This window comes from Luteolibacter flavescens, assembly GCF_025950085.1.
Classification (GTDB): Bacteria; Verrucomicrobiota; Verrucomicrobiia; order Verrucomicrobiales; family Akkermansiaceae; genus Haloferula; species Haloferula flavescens.
Genome location: NZ_JAPDDS010000004.1, coordinates 16033 through 35923, shown reverse-complemented (window position 1 = coordinate 35923; position 19891 = coordinate 16033). Strand labels below are relative to the sequence as shown.

Here is a 19891-nt window from a genome sequence, read left to right as displayed (position 1 = left end):
GCGGGCCCTCACACAAAAACAAAAAGCCCCCGGTGGTGAACCCTATGACCACCGGAGGCTAACATCTCCCCTCTTGGGGCGAAATCACATCATTTCATTTCTGATCGAATCTGATCACATCACATCAGATCAGGTCCATCATCCCCCTCACTCGTTCCCCTGCACGCGCACGAATTTCTTCACGCCGTCCACCGGGATCACCGCCTGCCTGCGGACGTATCCTGACGCCACGCCCGACTGGTCCGCCGCATTCGCCGGCACCACCGCGCTGTTGCTCCATGGCGATTGCAGCGTGGTGCTCTCCTGCAGGACGTACGTGCTGCCGATGTGCTCCGTCCAACGGATCACCAGCGTGTTCCCCGACTTCTCATAGGAAGCCAGCGAACCCGTCGCCGCCACCGGCGAGGTGCCAAAGAGGAACTCATCCAGATTCGTGTGCCCATCGCCATCCGGATCCGCGGCACGGCCACGGTTCGCGGGATTCGCGATCGCCGCCGCGGCCCAGTCCTCGAAGGAAAGCGTCGCGCCCGGCACCGTCACCACGCCCGTGCCCGCGAAGTGAGCATCGTCCTTGAAGGTCGCCGCGGATGACGTGCTGCCATACGTGCCCGGCCCCTGCTGCACGCCGCCGTAGTAGAGCGAGCCCACCACTTCATTCGCATCCGCCGGGATGGAGACCACGCCGCCGTCCAGCACCAGCTTGCTGCCATTCGGGATCGAGTTGCCGGTCACGCCCAGCGTGCCGCTCATCACCTTCGTGTCGCCCGTGTAGGTATTCGCGCTGCCGCCCAGCGTCACCGTGCTCACGCCCGACTTCACCACCTGCCCCGCGCCGCTGATGGCCCGGCCGAAGTTGAAGGTCCCGTCCAGCTCGAGGGTCGCCCCCGCATTCACCGTCACGTCCGAGACGAAGCCCGTGAAGACGCCGGAGAAGGTCAGCTTCAGCGTGCCGCCGTTGATCGTCGTCGGTCCCGTGTAGCCGTAGCTCTGCAGCGGGCTGCTGATCAGCTCCTGGAAGCCCGGGCCATTCTTCACCAGCGACAGCGCCGGCCCCGTCTCGTTCCGGATGATGCCGCGGAAGCTGTAGTAGCTGTCCGCCACCGTATTGATCGTCAGCGATGCCGGCATGAGCGCGGGATTCTCCACATAATCCGGCACCGTCTGGTCATCGTTCTGGATGATCGAGGCAAAGGCATCCGTCGGGCTCTGCAGTCCCGCCACCTCCTGGTTCGTCCCGCGGAGCTGCACCTTCGCATTCGATCCGTTGAAGGTGATGTTCGCCACGTGTAGCACCGACTCCGGGCCGAACTGGTGGTCCGCGCCCATGCTGAGGAAGACATTGTGATTCGAGGCATCGCCGAGATACACGTCGTGCGGCAGCGAGACGCCGGAGGGATTCGCCGCCTTGATCGTCCCCTCGCTGATGATGGTGTCACCCGCGTGGGTATTCGTGCCCGTCAGCACCAGCGACGCCGGGCCTTCCTTGTAGAGGCCCGCCGAGCCGCCGATGTTGCGCGTCAGCGTGAAGTCCGCGGTTGCATTGAAGCCCAGCCGCGACTCCTGCTCGAAGCCGCCGAGATTCAGCGCTGTCAGGTCGCTGTCGGTGAATTCACCCGTGCCGCCCACGTGGAAGGCCAGCATCGTCCCGCTGTTCACCACCACGTTCGCCGCTGTCCACTGCGCGGTATTCCCGCCGTAGAGGGACACCCGCTTTGCCAGCTCCAGCGTGCCGGAGACCACGCGCGTGGCGCCCGTGTAGGTATTCGTGCCGCCCAGGATCAGCGTGCTCTCGTCGATCTTCGTGAGGCGGCCGGTGCCCGTGCCCTGCGCGATGTTTCCCGCGAAGGTCGAGGTCTGCGCGCTTGTCGCATCCAGGCCCACGGTCAACTCCGTATTCCCCAGCGAGATCGTCCCGCCCGTGCCGGACAGCCGGGCGATGTAGGGAGCCGCCGTCGTGAAGTTCGTGGTGCCGCCGGACATCGCCAGCGTCGCCGAGGCGATCGCCAGGTTGTGCCCCACGTTCAGCGTGCCATTCGCCACCGAGGCCGTGCCCGTGAAGAGCGGCGTGCCCCCGTCGTCATTGTCCGCATTCAGCGTGATGCTGCCCGTGCCTGAAATGATCAGCCCGGTCGTCTCCACGTCCGCGCCGAAGGTCATGCTGCCCGCGCCCGTCAGCAGCAGGCCCGTGTTTGCCTTCACCGGTGCGGTGAAAGTCGCCGCGCCCGCACCCGAGGAGGCGATGCTGTTCGTCACCGAGATCTTCTGCCCGGCGAAGGCATACGCGGGCGTATTGTCGTGCGAGAAGGTCATCGATGACGCCGCGATCGACGTCGGCACCGTGATATTCCGGTTCGCGCCTGCCTGTGTGAAGGAAAGCGGCGAGCTCGCGCTGTAGGCCGACGACCAATTCGCCGCCGCCGTGCTCCACGTCGCATTCCCCGCCGAGCCCGCGCCGCCCGTCCACGTCAGCGCCGCGGTGAGCGGCGAGGCCGTGCCCAGCGCGATGAATTCCCGGTAGCCCACCCAGCCGTTCTCCTGCGCGGGGAAGTCCAGCTTGATCGCCGCCACATTCGTCGCCAGGTATCCGGACGCCGGATACAGCCGCGTGTGCGTCGCCAGATTCCCCGGCCCCGGCGTGTGGTTCGCCACGAAGTGCAGCGGCAGGAAATTCTCCGGATCATCATACGTCGAGTAGGACACCACGAGGTCCATATCATCCCGGCCCGAGTCCGCCCACGCGCAGTAGAAGTCCAGCGAGGTCAGGTCGTAGCCCTTCGTATTCGTCTCCAGATCCTTCAGCGGAAAGACCACCGAAGTCCCGCTCAGCGGCGTGACCGAGGAGGCCGGGCTATTCGGCGTGCCCAGCACCCCGTCCGTCACCGCGCCCCACGTCCCGGCCGTGATCACCCCGGCGCTCGGCGAACCGGATGGTGGCGGGCTCATCACCGCCGCCGCGTCCAGCAGGTTCGTCCCCGCCGGCAGCGTCCACAGGTTCGTCCCGTTCGCTTCATTGATCGTCCGCACCGGCAGCGCCGCCACCGGCGTGCTGGTCAGGACGAATTCGCTGTAGCCCGCGCCGCCATTCTCCTGCGGATTCGTGAATTTCACGCGGATCGCCTTCACGTTCGTCGCCAGCACGCCCGTGTCGTCGAAGACCCGCGTGTGCGTCGCCTTCGAGGTGCCTGGGTTCACCGTGTTGTTCTGGACGGAGATGAGCTGCGTGAAGTTCACATTGTCCGTCGAGTAGGACAGCGTGTAGCGCTGGTCATCCCGGCCCGGGTCATTCCACAGGCCGTAGGAGTCGAAGGTGGTGATCGTGTGCCCGTCCGGGTGACCCGTCAGGTCCAGCGTGAAGGTCACCTCGTTGTTCGCCGTCGGCACCACCACCGTGTTCATCGCGGTCTGGTAGGGTGTCGTGTTGTTCGGCGTGGGACCCACGCTGCCGTCGGTGAGCGTGCCCCAGCTTCCGGAGGAGCCGAATTGGTTGTTCAGCGTGCCGGACGCCGTGGCCGTCGCCAGCAGGTTCGTCCCCGTCGGCAGCGTCCAGGAATTCGTGCCGTTGTTCTCGTTCTGGCTGATCGGCGCGGCCGAGACGCACACGCCCAGCAGGGGGCTGGAGCAAAGGACGAGCGCTCTGGGAAAGGTGGTGGTGAAGCGTGATTTCGCATTCATGCCGGAGGGTTTTTGGATAGGGTTCGGTGTAGGGTTCGGGGTTTTTCGGGACCGGCCGCCGGACAGGGTTTCCAGCGAACCGCAACGGTTGTTAGACCATTGCCGAATGTACGACACTGCACCGATCCCCCGCCCTTGTGAATGTATGGCTTGGTGAATCGCATGTAGGAACTGGCTCCCGCTCCGGCGAAAACCCCGATGCCATTGCGAAACGCAGCGAAATACCTGCAAGATCTGGCCCTCGTCCTCTAGCTGCCGCAGGCGGAGCGCTAGCTTTAGCCGGCGAGTCGCCGATAGCCACGAGCCTCCCGTCAACAGCCCGCCGCCATCACTGCTTCCACCGCACGCGGAGCGATGCCTCGCACGATAGGCTCAAGTATCCGCAGCCATCCCCGTCACTTCGCCGACCCATCCAAGCCGGCTAAAGCCAGCACTCCCGGCTCCGCCGCTGCCCCCTGGGAGCGCCGGTCATTAGACCGGCCCGAAGCAGTTCTCCATGCCCTCGGAGACCCTGTGCCCCTCCTGGGAGCGCGGGCCACTGGCCCGCTTGGCAGGTAGGCGAACCCAGGGCAAAAGCCTCCGCAAACCCAAGGTAAAACCCGCTCACAGGAAATCCCCAACGACACACCTGTTAGATCACTTCGCCATCCGTCCAAGCGAGCCGGTGGCACGCGCTCCCAGCGGGCTGCCCCAACAAGGAAGCAGCTCTCACCATCGTTCGCTCGCCCATCCAAGCCGACTGAAGCCAGCGCTCCCGGCTCCGCCAATCCGGTGCCCCCCTCAAGGAAACACCGCCCGGTAAAACCTCTTCCCCGGCAGCGGCGCGCTGTCCAGCAGCTCGAAGCTGCCGTCTTCCCCCGCCTGCTCCGTCTTCCGGTCCACCCAGCTCGCCGGGCCATCCAGCGTGTCGCTCGACTGGATGCGGTAGATCCGCCCGGGCACGCCGGAGAAAACGATCCGCTGCGAACCATCCGCCAGCGTCTCGATCCGCTCGGCCTCCTGCACCGGCGCGTCCGCCGGGATGATGCCGACATTCACCGTGAAGCTCCGCGTGCCGCCCGACGAATCGCGCACCGTGTAGGTGAAGGAGTCCGCACCCACATTCCCCGGCTGCGGCGTGTAGTGGATCCAGCCGTCGATCACCTCGAGCGTCGCGCCATTCACGCTCAGCCCGTCCACGGAGACGAATTCCAGGCCGCTGCCATCATTCGACATCAGCGTGGCGATGCGCATCTTCAGCGGCGCCTGCGGGTCGCGCGCGGACGTATCCGTGCCCGGAGCCTCCGTGCCGGTGGCGAAGCGATAGCGGCCCGAGACCACCTCGTAAACTGCCGCGCCACCCTCCATGCGCAGGAAGGTCACACCCTCCGCGCTGCCCGCCGCCACGCCCGACTCGGTCACCGCCGCCGCATCCGCCGCGGGCACGTGGACCTCCGCCGTCGTATTCGTGGGAATGGTCACATTCATCACGAAGCCACCCGCGTGCATGCTCCAGCCGCTGGCGATCTCGCCGTGCATCGACTCGATCTTCCCGCTCGCATGCGTCAGCGCGCCACCCGGGCGCGGGCGGATCAGGATCTTCTTGTAGGCCGGGGCCGACGGGTGGAGATCGATGCCCGCCACCGTGCCGTAGAGCCACTCGCCGCAGGAGCCCAGCGAGTAGTGGTTGAAGGAATTCATGATCGTGCTCTGGAAGCCGCGCTCCGGCGTCCAGCCGTCCCAGCGCTCCCAGATCGTCGTCGCGCCCAGCTTCACCGAGAAGAGCCACGACGGGAAGGTATCCTGCATCAGCAGGTTGTAGGCGGTGCTGTTCTTCCCGCTCTCCGTCAGCACCGGCAGCAGGTAGCTCACGCCGACGAAGCCGGTGGAAAGGTGATTCCCCTTCGCGATCACGTCCGCCTCCAGACGCGATGCCACGGACGCACGCAGGGCGGTCGGCAGCAGGTCGAATTTCAGCGCCATCGCATACGCGCACTGCGTGTTCGACCCCGTGCCGATGAAGGCCCCCGTGGACTGGTTCACGTACTTGTTGATGAAGGCCGTCTTGATCGTCTGGAAAAGCGCCTCGTAGGTCGCCGCGTCCGCCGTATTCCCGATCACCGCCGCGGACTTGCCCAGCAGGCGCGCGGAGTAGGCGTAGTAGGCCGTGCCGATCAGCTCCTTGTTCGTGTCCGCATTGATGGAGAGCCAGTCGCCGTAGTCGGCACCGCGGCCGCGGTCGCGGATCCCGTTCGTGCTGTTCGTCCGGCAGTACTCCACCCACTTCTTCATCGCCGGGTAGGTCTTCTCCAGGATGCGCTTGTCGCCGTATGCCTCGTAGATGACCCACGGGCAGATCACCACCGCGTCATTCCACGCCGGCGTGCCGGAGCTGGGCGCGGCATCCGGTGCCACGTCCGGCAGGCGGCCGTCCGCGAGCTGGCTGTCCGTCACGTCCGTCATCCACTTCGTGTAAAAGGCCGCGATGTCCGCATTGTAGGTCGCCGTGCGGACGAAGACCTGCGCGTCCCCCAGCCAGCCGAGGCGCTCGTCGCGCTGCGGGCAATCCGTTGGCACGCTCAGGTAGTTCCCGCGCTGGCCCCACACGATGTTCGACTGGAGCTGGTTGATGTAGCCGTCCGAGCTGGTGAATTCCCCGTGGAAATCCGTGTCCGAGGAGAAGACCACGCCCGTGATCGCATCCAGCGGCGGCTGCGTGCTCACGCCCGTCAGCTCCACGTACTGGAAGCCGTGGAAGGTGAATTTCGGCGTCCACGTCTCCTCGCCGCCGCCCTTGCAGATGTAGGTGTCGATCGATGGCGCACCGCGCAGGTTCGCCGTGTAGAGCGTGCCGTCCGGATTCAGCATCTCGCCGTGGCGCAGCGTGATCTTCGTGCCTGCCGCGGCGGTGATCTTCAGCCGCAGCACGCCCACCATGTTTTGCCCCATGTCGTAGGTCCACTTGCCCGGCGCGGGCTGCTTCAGCGTCTTCGGCGTGATCTCCATCAGCGTCCGCACCGGCTCCATCGCCTGGCTGCTCATCGGGCGCTCCGGCTCCAGGCGCAGCAGCACGTTGCTCCACGCCGAGTCGTTGAAGCCCGCCGCATTCCAGCCCGGCACCTCGCGCCGCGCGTCGTAGTCCTCGCCGAACATGAAGTCCGTGTAGGTCGTCGGGCTCGCCGCCATCTTCCACGAGCCATCCGTGACCACCCTCTGCGTGGTGCCGTCCGTGAAGGTCACCTCCATCTGCGCCAGCAGCGCCGGGCTCGCGCCCCAGTACTTGAAGCCGCCATTCCCGATGTGGCCGGAGTACCAGCCCGGCGCGAGCTGCGCGCCGAAGACATTCTCGCCCGCCGCGAGCTGCGACGTCACGTCATACGCCTGGTAGCGCAGGCGCTTCGTGTAGTCCGTCCACTCCGGTGCCAGCGTCGAGTCGCCCACGCGTCCGCCATTCAGCGATAGCTCGTAGATGCCCAGCGCCGCCGCGTAGAGCGTCGCCTTCTTCACCGGCTTCTCCAGCGTGAAGGGCTTGCGCAGCAGCGGCACCGTGGTCGGCTGCGCCAGGTCCGCCGGGTAGTTCAGCGTCACCTGCTCGTCCACGTACTTGATCATCGACTTGCCATCGAGCGTGTACTCCAGGCGCAGGCGCTTCACCTTGTTCGGTGCCGGGTCGCCGCCCAGGTTCGCGATGTTCACCACCATGCTGAAGGGCCCGCTGGCCGCACGGTTGTTCAGGTTCGCCAGCACGTTCGCCGAGGCCGTGCCATCGATCGCCGTGAAATTCGCCGCCGTCAGCGTCACCGCCAGCGGCTTCGGCAGGTCGCCGGGGTAGTTGAAAGTCGCATTCTCCGCGACGAAGCGCACCGAGCTCACGCCGTCCACCGAGTAGTTCACCCGCAGGCGCTTCGCCTGGTTGTACGCCGGGTCCGGGCCGAAGTTCGTGTTATTCACCACCCGGCTGAAGCTCCCGCCCTGCGCCGCCGTCTGCAGCGTGGAGGTCACGTCGCGGTAGGTCCCTGGATTCGCGATCGACTCGTAGCGCGCGCTCGTGATCGTCGGGAAGATGATCGCCGGCAGGTCCGCCGGATAGCTCACCACCGCATTCTCCGGGAAGGTCCGCGTGGTCGTCTGCCCGCCGCGCTGATAGACGATCCGCAGTTGCTTCACGTTGTTGTAGGAAGGATCGCCGCCGAAGGTCTCGTTCGTCACCCCCAGCGCGAAGCTGCCCTGCGACACCATGCCATTCAGCAGCGCCGTCACATTGATCGCCGTGCCGCTGCCATTCACCGCCTCGTAGCTCGCCGTCGTGATCGTCGCGGGCGTGCCCGTCTCCGCGGTGCCGAAGGTCAAGCCGTCGATCCACTTCGCGCTCCACTCGGCATTTCCCAGCAGGCCGATGGTCCACTTCGCCGGGGCACTCCATGCGGAGGGCTGGTCGTCCTTGTCCCACGCGCGCACCTTCCAGTGGCACTCGGCACGGGAGGCGAGCGCCGATCCCGCGTACTCGATCTGGCTGGTCGCATCGCCCGCCACCTTACCGCTGTCCCACAGGTCACCCTGACCCGCGGCCAGCGCTTCCGGAGTCGAGGCCACGATGATCTGCCATGCCGTCTGCCGCTCCCCGCGCTCGGTGGAGGCCACCACCCAGGAAAGCCGCGGCTCCACTTCATCGATGCCCACGGGATCGACCAGGTACTCGCAACGGAGCTTCGACACGCTCAGGTCCGCCCACGCCGGGACGGCCAGCAGCGCGGCGAATACGGGTAGCGCCAGGAATTTCTTCATGCGCGGAAACTAACGCCCGAAATCCCGCGGACGACTGCAACGAATTCCCAAATCGTGCCAACCCGACCCCTCAAGGTGTTTGAAATGAGTGCCATTCATCGCATCGCGCCCTCCCGATCCGCAGAACTCGGAGAAATCCCGCATTTCGCACTCAACCGCCTCCGGCCAGCCCCGCCATACCCCGCGGGTGGGTTAATTTCACGTTTTATTGTCATTTCATCCCGTCACTGGATAGGCGGTGATGCCGACAGACGTTTCACCCGATCAAGCCCATGATCCGCATCGCGCTCCTCTCCTCCCTCTGCGCAGCCCCGCTCCTCGCCCAGGATGGCGGCCAGCTCTACACCATGTATTGCTCCGCCTGCCACGGCACCGACGGGAAGGGTGCCACCGGCGGCCAATTTCCCCCGCTCTCGCTGAGCCCGTGGGTCGAGGGCGATGCCGCACGCGCCGTGAAGATCGTCCTCCACGGCCTGCACGGCGAGGTGGAGGTGGACGGCCGGACCTTCAATCTCGAGATGCCACCGCAGGGCGGCATGCTGCCGGACGACCAGATCGCCGCCATCCTCAGCCACGTCCGCATCTCGTGGGGGAACAAGGAGTCGCAGGTCTCCGCGGACTTCGTGAAATCCATCCGTGCCGCGAATGCCGAGCGCAAGACCCCGTGGACCGCGCCGGAGCTGCTGAAGCTCCACCCCCTGCCCGGCGTCCGCCCGCCCATCGCGAACCTCCTTTCCCAGGTCTATCAGGGCGAGTGGCAGCAGCTCCCCGATTTCTCGAAGCTCACACCGGGGAACATCGAGGAAGAGCACGATGGCAAGATCAGCATCGCCAAGGCGGGCTTCACCGAGCTCTTCGGCATGGTCTGGCAGGGCGACCTCACCGCGCCGCAGGACGGAGAATACCGCTTCCGCCTCGATGCCGACGATGGCGCGCGCATCATCCTCGACGGCCAGGAAGTCGTGAAGGTGGACGGCATGGGCCCCATGAATGGAAGCCGCGCGAAGGACGGGAAGATCAAGCTCACCGCCGGACCGCACAAGCTGCGCGTGGAGTACTTCGAGTATCACGGCCAGGAAGGCATCGCCATCGCATGGCGCGGCCCCGGCATCCCCTCGTGGCGCAGCCTCACGGACAAGCCCCCGACCGGCGGCCCGGATCCCATGCCCATCGCCGCAAAGGACGGTCGCGCCGTGGTCTATCGGAATTTCATCGCGGGCACCACGCCGCGCGCCATCGGCATCGGCTTCCCCGGCGGCGTGAATCTCGCCTACTCCGCCGACCATCTCGCCCCCGAGCTGATCTGGACGGGCGACTTCATGGACGGCTCGCGCCACTGGGTGGACCGCGGCCAGGGCGACCAACCGCCCGCCGGCGAGGACGTGGTGAAGCTCTCCGGCACGCCCATCTTCCCCGCGGAAAAGGAAGCGCGCTTCCGCGGCTACAAGCTCGACCCCGCGGGCAATCCCACCTTCGCCGTCCAGCTCGGCGGGCAGACCCTGCTCGACTCGTGGAAGCCCGCCGACGCCCCCGACGAGCAGGCAAACAGTCGCCAGCCCGCGCTCCAGCGCCATGTCTCGCTGAAAGGCTCCGGCCCCGCCTTGGAAATCCTCATCTCCGACAGCGCCGAGGCAAAGCCCATCGACGACCAGGAGCTATCCATCGGCGACCACTTCCACCTCCACACCGAGGGCGAGGTGGACCTCATCAAGCGCGACGGCAAGACCTACCTGAAGCTCTCTCCCAGCACCTCGGCCACCCTCGACTATCGCTGGAAACCCTGATCCTCCCATGCCCCTCAATCCCCAATCCACGCAGGAGATGAAGTTCCAAGTGAGAAGTCCCAAGCGCCAAAATAAGCACACCGCCCCTTGGCGAACTTTGCGTCTTGGCGGTTCATTCATCATCGCTGCAATCGGCACCACCTTCGCCCAACAGCAATCCGACTTCTACCTCCGCGAGGAGATCCCGCTGCCGCCCGGCGAGGTCATGGAGCTCGGCTCCATCGCCCTGATGCCCGACCAAAAGATCGCCGTCACCTCACGCCGCGGCGACCTCTGGATCTGCACCGGTGCCTACGGCGACGACCTCACGAAGGTGACTTGGAAGAAATTCGCCGAGGGCCTCCACGAGCCGCTCGGCATGTCGTGGAAGGACGGCTGGCTCTACCTCACCCAGCGCCCCGAGGTCACCCGCATCCGCGACTCGGACGACGATGGCGTCGCCGATACCTTCGAGACCATCAGCTCCGGCTGGTCGATCAAGGGCGACTACCACGAATACGCCTTTGGCACCGAGGCGGACCGGGACGGCAATATCTGGACCGTCCACTGCCTCACCGGCTCCTTCACCGCCGATGTCCCGTGGCGCGGCTGGTGCCTCCGCATCACGCCGGAGGGGAAGATGATCCCCACCTGCTCCGGCATCCGCTCGCCCGGCGGCATCGGCTTCAATGCCGAGGGCGATGCCTTTTACACCGACAATCAGGGCCCGTGGAACGGCTCCTCCTCGCTGAAGTGGCTGAAGCCCGGATCCTTCCAGGGAAATCCCGCCGGCAACCGCTACTACGACCTCGCCCCGGAGATGGGCAAGCGCCCCGCCGAGCCCGCCAACAAGTCACGCATCATGACCGAGCGCGGCCGCATCCCGGAATTCGTCCCGCCCGCCGTCATCTTCCCCCACGCGAAGGTCGGCCACTCGCCCAGCGGCATCGTCGCCGATACCACCGGCGGGAAATTCGGCCCGTGGGAAAAGCAGCTCTACGTGGGCGAGCAGACGAAGAGCGAGGTGCAACGCGTCTGCTTGGAGAAGGTGAACGGCCTCTACCAAGGCGCCGTCTTCCATTTCCTCGAGGGCTTCGAGGCCGGCATCGTGCCCGTCCGCCAGGCCGGGGACGGCACCCTCTTCATCGGCGGCACGAACCGCGGCTGGGCCTCCAGCGGCAGCAAGACCTTCACCTTCGAGCGCGTCCGCTGGACCGGCCGCGTCCCCTTCGAGATCCACACCATGTCCGCGCTGCCGGATGGCTTCGAGCTCACCTTCACCGAGCCCGTCGACCCCGCCACCGCCGCCCGGCCCGAGTCCTACGCCATGGACGCCTGGACCTACATCTACCAGGCCGACTACGGCTCCCCCGAGGTTGACCGCGCCACCCCGAAGATCACCGCCGCCACCGTCTCCCCCGATGGCAAGAAGGTCCGCCTCAAGATCGACGGCCTAGTCCAAGGCCACGTCCACCACCTCACCGCCCCCGGCATCACCACCAAAACCGGCACCAAACTCTGGCACCCCGAAGCCTGGTACACACTGAACGAAATCCCGAAGTAGCGGCACAACATCACATAGCGAAACAACCGCACGTAGCGAAACGACTGCGTCGTTTCGGTAAGGTGCGGCCCGCAGATCATTCCCGGCATGTTTCACCCACCCGTGAACAGCCTGTAGCTGACTCGCGGCACGATTCACCCACCGGTGCTCCCCGAGATCTCTCCCCGGCGGCCCAAAGGCGCCCCCCGGACAGCCCACAGATGACTCGCACGCGGCGATCTCCAGCGACGCGCGAGACGCCGGAAGGGCGCAGCCCTCCCGCTACCACGAGGCACCACATATCCCCGGAAAGATGAAACATTCGTCTCGCGAATCGCGTGACATGCGTCATCTCTTCCGGACCGATGAATTGCGCATCACGCCTGATCCCCATCCCCCTCCTTTCCCTCCTCGGCGGCGCTTTCATCGCGCAGGCGCAAGTGCAGGCACAAGCACAGGCGCAGGTCCAGACACCGCAACTCGTGAGGGACATCAATCCCGCCACGACCCGCCAGCCGCGATGGGTGCAGCCACCCGTCGTCGCCGGGACCAAAGCATACTTCACGGCATGGACCCGCGAGACCGGGCATGAAATCTGGGTCACCGACCGCACCGCCGCCGGCACCCGCGTGCTGAAGGACATCTTCCCAGGCATGTCCGGGTCGAATCCCACCTCGCTGATGGCCGCGGGAAGCCGGATCTTCTTCCTCGCCGACGACGGCACCCACGGCATCGAGCCCTGGATCAGCGACGGCACCGCCGCAGGCACCCGCATGGTCGGCCACTCCTTCCCCGGCATGCTATATGGGAATCTCAGGCTCCTCGGCACCAGTGCCAGCCGCGTCTGGTTCAGCTACCCCACCTCCACGGGCAACTCCATCTGGAGCTCCGACGGCACGCCGGAAGGCACCATCGAGCTCAATGCGCCGGAAGAAGGATCAGGGCGGAGGTTCCAGCTCCCGTCGGAAATCACCGCCATCGGCGAGACCGCCTATTTCTCCGTGAATGACCGGCCCTCCGAGCTATGGCGCTCGGACGGCACCGTCGCCGGGACTCATCCCATCCACTCCTTCGTCGGGCCATCGCAGGATCACGTGGACGTCTTGGAAATCACCACCTGGGGCAGCCACCTCTACCTCATCACCCGCACGAATCGACGCTCCAGCCTCTGGAAGTCCGACGGCACCGAGGGAGGCACGGTCCAGATCCCACGCGATACCCACTCCGACTCGTGGGCCATGCTGGAAAACCTGAAAGTGGCGGCGGAGGACAAGTTCTTCTTCATCGGCCTGCCGGAGGAGGGCGCCGAAAAAACCTGGCGCTATGGCGACGGCACGCTCGACGGCTCCGTCCGCTTCCTCGGCGACGGTCCGCCGATGGGTAGCCTGGATGGCACCGTCTTCAATGGCATCCTCTACTTCACCCGGGAGGACCCCCAGGCGGGCTACGAGTTGTGGCGCAGCGACGGCAGCCTCGCCCGCACCTACCGCCTCGCGGATCTCGACCCCGGCATCCGCAACTCCCTTCCCGGCGGCTTCACCCCGTCCGGCCCGTGGCTCTACTTCTCCGCCGACACCCGCAAGTCCGGCAGGGAGATCTGGCGCACGGACGGCACCGAAAAGGGCACTCGCCTCGTCCACGAGACCGCCCGCGGGAATGGCACCACCCTGCCCCATAAATTCACCCCGGACCACGATGGGAACCTCTACTTCCTCGGCGGCATCCAGAGCCCCGGCGACGACCTCTGGTTCCTCGATGGGAAGAAGCGCAAGGCACGCCAGCTCACCACACCGGGGAGCAATGGAGTCAGCGGCGTCACCGGAGGCGCCGGCACCGTCCGCGGCAGCTATCTCTTCACCGCGGACGATGGCAAGAAAGGCAATACCCTCTGGATCAGCAACGGCACGAAAAACGGCACCAAGACGCTCATCAAGCCGAACAGCCGCAGCCCCCTCCACGATGTCGGCAATTTCACCGCCTTCGGCAGCCAGACGCTCTTCACCGCCTCCGGAAACAACCGTGCCGCGCAGGTCTGGATCACGAACGGCACTACCGGCGGAACGCGACCCCTGACGAATTTCACCGATAGCCGCTCGAATGCGAATATCGTCACGAATGGCGTGATCGCCTGCTTCACCTCCTGGGACTCCGTTTACAATCGCCTCTGGACCACCAGCGGCACACCGGCCACCACGCTCCAGCTCCGCCAGCCGAACGGCGATCCCTTCAATGTCTATCCCGGCACGCTCCACCTGGATGGAAACACGCTCTACTTCATCTCCATCTCGCCCACCTACCGGCACGAGCTGTGGCGCACCGATGGCACCCTGGCGGGCACGGTGAGGCTGAAGGATGGCTTCCCCGGCTACCGCTTCACCAATCTCGCCCAAGCGGGCGACCGGATCTTCTTCGCCGTGCAAGGAAACTCACCCGCGCAATTTTGGTCCACCGATGGCACCCCGGCGGGCACCGCGCCCTTCCCTGTCGATGTGCCTCCGAATACCTTCTTCGAGGTCAAGACGACCATCCCCTTCGGCTCGGGATTCCTCTTCATCGCTGGCGAAAGCGAAAACGGCAACCGCTGGTGGTACAGCGATGGCACCACCGCGGGCACCCGGCGCATTTCCCCTTCATTCATCGATTCCGGGGCAGACCAGCCCGGCGACATCTCCCGCGCCATGCTCGGCGGCAAGCTCATCTTCGCAGTGGGAGATATCCCCCATGGCCGTGAACTCTGGAGCACCGACGGCACCCCGGAAGGCACCGCGCTCATCGCGGACATCAATCCCGGACCGGCCTCCTCCAATCCCACCCATTTCACCCTCGCCGGAGACCGCGTGTATTTCGTCGCCGATGACCTCACGAACGGGCGCGAACTCTGGGTCACCGATGGCACCGCGGAGGGCACGCGGCTCGCGGCGGAGACGCTGCGGGGGCCTACCTCCTCCTCACCCGGAGGTCTGCAGGTCGCGGGGAATCGCCTGCTTTTCAGCTCGGAGAGCCTGCACCAGGGCGTGGAGCTCCACTCGATCAATTTGCCCGTCGCATCACCGGCCCGCATCCTGGCCATGGCCACCTCATCGCTCTCCACCGGTGAAGCGGCCACCCTGCCCGCGGAGGACAGCGAGCTACTGAATCACGCCTTCAATCTCCCCGCCGGCACTACCGCCACCACGCCGCTCCTGCCCGGCACCGGCACCTCCGGCTATCCCTCCTTCACCCGCCCCGGCGGCGTCTTCCGCGTCGAGTATCTGCGCCGCACCGATGGCCTGCTCCGCTATACCGCGAAGTACTCCACCACCCTCCAGCCCGGCTCCTTCCTCCCCATGACAGGCACCGAGACCATCACCGGCATCGATGCCCTCTGGGAACGCGTCGTCATCGAGCAAGCCATCGACCCCGACACCCCCCGCCTCTTCGGCATCCTGGAAGTCACGCCAAGGTAGCGGCTACCCCGTAGCGAAACGACCTAGAGTCTCGTAGCGAAACGACTGCGTCGTTTCGGCTGGGGGAGGCCCGCAGATGATCCCCGGCATGATCCGCCTACCCGTGCACGGCCCGCAGACGACCCCCGGACAGCCCGCAGACCACTCGCCAGCGGCGATCTCCCTCAACACGCGAGACGCCGGAAGGGCGCAGCCCTCCCTCTACGGGCGCCAAGCCCCGCGCGCCAAATCCCCGCACCGCCGGGAAATGGAAACCTTTCCTCCGTTTTCCCATTCCCAAGTCCCGCGATTCCCTTGAGAAACGGTGGCATTGAAACTCTCCCACTGGCTCAACTCCCGACATATCGCGCTCGAATGGGCGGGCACGGCTGCGGCCGGGCTCCTCTATGCCATCGCGCTGAAGTACTTCGTCTTCCCCGCGAAGGTCATCCTCACCGGCTTCGAGGGCATCGCGGCGGCGCTCAGCTACTTCTTCCACAGCCCCTCGCTCTTCCTCATCCTCTACGGCATCTCGCAGGCCATCCTCGTCGCCTTCGCCTACAAGAAGATCAGCCGCACCTTCGCCGTCCGCACCGCGCTCACCACCGGCGTCGTGCTGCTGGTGCTCCCCTTCCTGCCGGAGATGAAGATGGCGGACTCCCAGCAGGAGCGCCTCATCCTCGTCCTCTTCGGCGGCATTCTCTCCGGCCTGGCGAAGGCCCTCGCCCTGCGGCTCCGCGGGTCCACCGGCGATGAGGACGTCCTCGGCGCGTGGTTCGCCATGAAGTACCTGAAGCCCGTCGGCTCCATCGCCGTCATCTCCGCCGCCATCTCATGCGCCTTCGGCCTGGTGATGGAATACTTCACCTACCGGCACATCGAGCCCGTCATCAATACGCTCATGTACACCAGCATCTTCATCTTCACCGGTGCCGAGACGCTGAACAACTTCTTCAAGAAATTCAAACTGGTGATGATCACCGCCTTCGGCAAGGAGCCGGACAAGATCGGCAGGGCCATCAAGACCGCCGCGCCCCACCGCACCTACACCCTGCAGCCCGGCACCGGTGGCTTCTCCGCCGAGCCCGTCCACCTCGTCCGCACCATCGTCACCCACGAGGAGCTGCCCGAGATCCTCGATGCCCTGGAGCGCGATTGCCCGGAAGCCTTCCACTTCCACCACGATATCGAGGGCATCTCCCGCAGCTACTACATCAAGCCCATCGGGTAGCGCGACGTGGCGTGGCGTAGTGGCGGCATGAGCCACGGCTCACGCCTCACTCGAAGAAGCACTCCCGGATCTCCACTACGTAGCCGAGGTCCGCGAGGGCCAGCAGCTCCTGCTTCCACTCCGGCCCGCTGGTCGCGCCGATGCACAGGGCCTGGTCCTCCCCGCAGCCGATCCTCCCGCGCGATCCGGGATGGATCGCCACGCCGGGAGAAATCCGCCGCACCTCGGCGAGCGACGCCTCGTCCCGCGGCACGCAAAATTCATACGACACCGTCACCAGCCCGTCGTCCGGGCCGCGCAGGCCATCGGGACGGATCGCATCGATGTCGAACTTGATCTTCGCTCGGCCCGCCCCGGTCTCCTCGCGGATGCCGGACTTCGATTCCTTCCGGTCCTCGGACTTCGTCGGCAAGGCAGGTCCGCCCTCCTGTGATTGCGGCGCTTTCGCACTGCCATTTTCCTGCGGACCGGCAGGCCCGCCGCAATGCCTCATCGCCAGCCCTCCACCGATGAGTGATGCGGCCAGTGCTACAATAATAAGACGTTTCATGGGGAGATGATCGAACGTCAAGGGCTCTAACAAGCCTCCCCCGCCACGGAAAGGAACTTCTCCGCGGCTGACCTCCTTTACATCCCCACCCCCGCGCGCGAGGAATACCACGTGCGTCACCTTCTCCTCTGCGGCCACGGCTACCTCGGCCAGGCGATCTCCCGCGACTTCATCGCCGCCGACTGGCAGGTCACCCCGCTCTCGCGCTCCGGCGGCGATGGCAGCATCGCGTGCGACCTCACGTCCGCAGCGGATGTCGCCGCGCTGGAGGTGGAGCGTCCGGACTTCATCGTCCACTGTGCATCATCGGGTCGTGGTGGTGCGGAGGCCTACCGCGCCGTCTATCTCGAGGGCTGCCGCCACCTGCTGGAGCGCTTCCCCGGCGTGCCGCTGCTCTTCACCTCCAGCACCTCCGTCTATGCGCAGGTGGATGGCTCGGAGGTCACCGAGGAAAGCCCCGCCGCGCCCGACCGCGAGACCGGACAGATCCTCCGCGAGACCGAGGAGCTCGTCCTTTCCCGCGGCGGCCTCGTCACCCGGCTCTCCGGCATCTACGGCCCGCACCGCAGCGTCATCCTCAGGAAATTCCTCGGCGGCGAAGCCATCATCGAGGAAGACGGCCGGCGCTATCTGAACCAGATCCACCGCGACGACGCCGCCGCCGCCATCCTCCACCTGGCCACACTCCCGCGCGATCTCCCCTCGCGGCTCTACAATCTCACCGATACGCGCCCGCTCACCCAGCGCGAGTGCTACGAGACCCTTAGTACCATCTTCTCCTGCCCCCTCCCGCCCACCGGCCCGCGCGATCCCGACCGCAAGCGCGGCTGGACCCACAAGCGCGTGTCAAATGCGAAGCTCCGCTCGCTCGGCTGGGAACCGCGCTTCCCCTCCTACCTCGATGCCGTGGAATCCATCGCCCCCACCCTCGGCGATCCCGGCCACGCGTGACGAAGCCGTAACCGGCGGGCCATTGGACCGCATCACCGGCGGCCCCCAGCATCCGCCCGGCATGGCTCGTCACTTTCTCCTCTGGATCTTGTCCGCACTGTTCCTGCTCCCGCTTCCCGCCGCGATGGCCGGGGAAGCGGAGGAACTCACCCCTGCGGAGCTCGCCGCCTTCCAGGCCCGCATCGACCCCGTCCGCAAGGCCTACACCGCCGAGCTGAAGAAGCTGAATGCGGCCATCGCCAGGCAGAAGGAAGATCACCTCGCGGAGCAGCTCATCCTCCGCAAGAAGCGCCCGCTGACCGCCTACCTGCGCTTCCTCCTCATCGCCGAGGATGACCTGCACATCCTCGCCCGCCCGCAGGACACGCTCGCCACCGGCTCCGGCATCGCCCAGCTCTCCAGCCAGGAAAACAAGCGCGTGGCCGACCTGCGGCAAAAGATCCGCACCGCCGAGCGCGAGCGCGTGAAGGCGGAGATCGCAGGGAAGCTCCGCTCCCACGCCGACGAGCGCACCGAGGAGAGGATCTTCAAGGACGAGAACGCCCTCGACACCATCTACGACCGGAATGTCGCCAAGCTCCGCCGCGACCTCGACCGCGCGAAGCGCGACCTGACCAAGGAGAAATACGCCGACCGCCCGAACGAGCGGAAGATCGCCGGGAACGAGCGCATCATCGTGGACAGCGAGAAGCAGCTCGCCGCCATCCACGAGTACATCTACGGCTTCGCCCCGCGCACCGGATTCGAGCGGAAGATCGACCCCGCGGACACCACCGCGGCGGGCAAGCTCATGGCCGAGCTGGCCACCGAGCGCGACGCCCTCATCGCCCTGCTCCGCGGGGAAAAGGCGGGCGGCGAATCCGGCGGCGGCAAGGGCGGCAGCGTCGGCGGCTCCTTCCTGTATAGCTCGAATCTCGGCGTGCTGCTGGACATCTCCGGCTCCATGACCCGCCACATCGACGCCGTGAAGCTGGAGATCGCCCAGACCTTCGAGGCGCCCCGCTACCACCAGATCCCCGGCTGCGCGCTGCGGGGTGTGGACTTCGCCCCCCTCACCACCGCCGAGATGAACAAGAGCCGCATGGACTGCATGCTCGCCATCGAGGAACTCACCGCCGTGAACCGCGTGGATACCCTCTACTGGTTCTGCGACCTGCAGGATGAGATCCAGTTCTCCGCGCTCCGCCGCCTGCGCTCCCTCCTCCTCCGCGCCGGCACCGCCTTCCACGTGAAGACCCTCGACAAGGAAGCCCACAAGGACCTGCTCCCGCTCATCGACGACTACCAGAGCTGATCCCTGCCTATCTAAAAACGGAACCGCGCGGCGGAAATGAATCCGGCCGCGCGGTTAATTTGAGGCCGGCCCCGGCGACGAGACCGGCCCCTGTCATGGCACTTCACCACTGCTGCCCCGAGGCACTCAGCGGATGAAGCCGATACCGGAGACGCGCTCCTTGCCGTCGCGCTCCGTCACGGTGATGGTCACGGTGCCTCCGCCCGAGTCCGCGGCCACTTCCGTCTTGAGATCGTCATGGTGTGACACACGCCAGTTCGCGAATTCCGGGGTGCCTCCCGCAGCGCGGAAGGAGGAGGCGAACTGGGTCACAAAGGCTTGCTGGAAATTCACCTTCTCCGTCTCGGACGGGATCTGCACGTAGCCCGCGCCGACGTTCTGGCCCATCACCTGGAAGGTATCCCAGTCGATGTTGTTGCGGGCCTCCGCGTCGCCGCGTGCGAGCGCTTCGAAGGTGTTCTTGGCGAAGGTCATGTCGCCCTTGCTCGCCACCTTCTCGGTCACTTTTTCAGCCTGCTCACACTGGGTGAGGGCGGTGCACATGCCGAGGGCGAGGGGGATCCACAGGTATTTCATGGAAGTCATGGGTAGGTTTCTTCAGGAGCCGTGTGAGACTCCGGAAACGCTCTTGCACATGACGAACCAATCCCGCCCCATCTGGAAATCAACGGCTTGCGAGCCAGCCTCGCAAGCCGATC

At 66.0% G+C, this 19891-nt stretch carries 10 protein-coding genes; 6 read left to right on the top strand and 4 right to left on the bottom strand.

Annotated elements, in window-relative coordinates; genetic code table 11:
* Nucleotides 1-147: 147 nt before the first annotated feature.
* Together OKA04_RS08155 and OKA04_RS08150 are read right to left on the bottom strand one after the other, a co-directional pair.
* Nucleotides 148-3672 carry a beta strand repeat-containing protein gene (locus OKA04_RS08155; protein WP_264500657.1) on the bottom strand — a complete coding sequence of 1175 codons (3525 nt, stop codon included), beginning with the start codon at nt 3670-3672 and terminating at the stop codon, nt 148-150.
* A 780-nt stretch (nt 3673-4452) separates the two neighbouring features.
* Entirely contained in the window at nt 4453-8436 is a 3984-nt protein-coding gene (locus tag OKA04_RS08150; RefSeq protein WP_264500656.1) for a family 78 glycoside hydrolase catalytic domain, read from the bottom strand.
* A 272-nt stretch (nt 8437-8708) separates the two neighbouring features.
* On the opposite strand from OKA04_RS08150, the gene OKA04_RS08145 reads away from it, so the two are divergent.
* The 4 genes from OKA04_RS08145 to OKA04_RS08130 all read left to right on the top strand — a co-directional run bounded on the left by OKA04_RS08145 (nt 8709) and on the right by OKA04_RS08130 (nt 16398).
* Nucleotides 8709-10220 carry a PA14 domain-containing protein gene (locus OKA04_RS08145; RefSeq protein WP_264500655.1) on the top strand — a complete coding sequence of 504 codons (1512 nt, stop codon included), beginning with the start codon at nt 8709-8711 and terminating at the stop codon, nt 10218-10220.
* 7 nt (nt 10221-10227) lie between these two features.
* On the top strand, nt 10228-11763 hold the full coding sequence (locus OKA04_RS08140; RefSeq protein WP_264500654.1) for a DUF7133 domain-containing protein: 1536 nt from the start codon (nt 10228-10230) through the stop codon (nt 11761-11763).
* A 344-nt stretch (nt 11764-12107) separates the two neighbouring features.
* On the top strand, nt 12108-15188 hold the full coding sequence (locus OKA04_RS08135; protein ID WP_264500653.1) for a hypothetical protein: 3081 nt from the start codon (nt 12108-12110) through the stop codon (nt 15186-15188).
* Nucleotides 15189-15492: 304 nt separating this feature from the next.
* Nucleotides 15493-16398, top strand: coding sequence for a YitT family protein (locus OKA04_RS08130; RefSeq protein WP_264500652.1), 906 nt, complete (start codon nt 15493-15495; stop codon nt 16396-16398).
* Between the two features lie 46 nt (nt 16399-16444).
* On the opposite strand, the gene OKA04_RS08125 is transcribed toward OKA04_RS08130, so the two are convergent.
* On the bottom strand, nt 16445-16948 hold the full coding sequence (locus OKA04_RS08125) for a hypothetical protein (protein WP_264500651.1): 504 nt from the start codon (nt 16946-16948) through the stop codon (nt 16445-16447).
* 111 nt (nt 16949-17059) lie between these two features.
* Here OKA04_RS08125 and OKA04_RS08120 point away from each other — a divergent pair, with 111 nt between their 5' ends.
* Nucleotides 17060-17899 (top strand): NAD-dependent epimerase/dehydratase family protein, encoded by an 840-nt coding sequence (locus tag OKA04_RS08120; RefSeq protein ID WP_264500650.1) that lies wholly within the window; start codon nt 17060-17062, stop codon nt 17897-17899.
* A 61-nt stretch (nt 17900-17960) separates the two neighbouring features.
* Nucleotides 17961-19193: a hypothetical protein gene (locus OKA04_RS08115; RefSeq protein ID WP_264500649.1), complete on the top strand. Its 1233-nt coding sequence runs from the start codon at nt 17961-17963 to the stop codon at nt 19191-19193.
* Between the two features lie 126 nt (nt 19194-19319).
* On the opposite strand, the gene OKA04_RS08110 is transcribed toward OKA04_RS08115, so the two are convergent.
* Nucleotides 19320-19769: a hypothetical protein gene (locus OKA04_RS08110; protein WP_264500648.1), complete on the bottom strand. Its 450-nt coding sequence runs from the start codon at nt 19767-19769 to the stop codon at nt 19320-19322.
* Nucleotides 19770-19891: the final 122 nt, after the last annotated feature.

Bases quoted from the DNA above. Each gene is read 5' to 3' on its own strand.
- OKA04_RS08155 (WP_264500657.1), bottom strand. From the start codon at position 3,672: ATGAATGCGAAATCACGCTTCACCACCACCTTTCCCAGAGCGCTCGTC.
- OKA04_RS08150 (WP_264500656.1), bottom strand. From the start codon at position 8,436: ATGAAGAAATTCCTGGCGCTACCCGTATTCGCCGCGCTGCTGGCCGTC.
- OKA04_RS08145 (WP_264500655.1), top strand. From the start codon at position 8,709: ATGATCCGCATCGCGCTCCTCTCCTCCCTCTGCGCAGCCCCGCTCCTC.
- OKA04_RS08140 (WP_264500654.1), top strand. From the start codon at position 10,228: ATGCCCCTCAATCCCCAATCCACGCAGGAGATGAAGTTCCAAGTGAGA.
- OKA04_RS08135 (WP_264500653.1), top strand. From the start codon at position 12,108: ATGAATTGCGCATCACGCCTGATCCCCATCCCCCTCCTTTCCCTCCTC.
- OKA04_RS08125 (WP_264500651.1), bottom strand. From the start codon at position 16,948: ATGAAACGTCTTATTATTGTAGCACTGGCCGCATCACTCATCGGTGGA.
- OKA04_RS08115 (WP_264500649.1), top strand. From the start codon at position 17,961: ATGGCTCGTCACTTTCTCCTCTGGATCTTGTCCGCACTGTTCCTGCTC.
- OKA04_RS08110 (WP_264500648.1), bottom strand. From the start codon at position 19,769: ATGAAATACCTGTGGATCCCCCTCGCCCTCGGCATGTGCACCGCCCTC.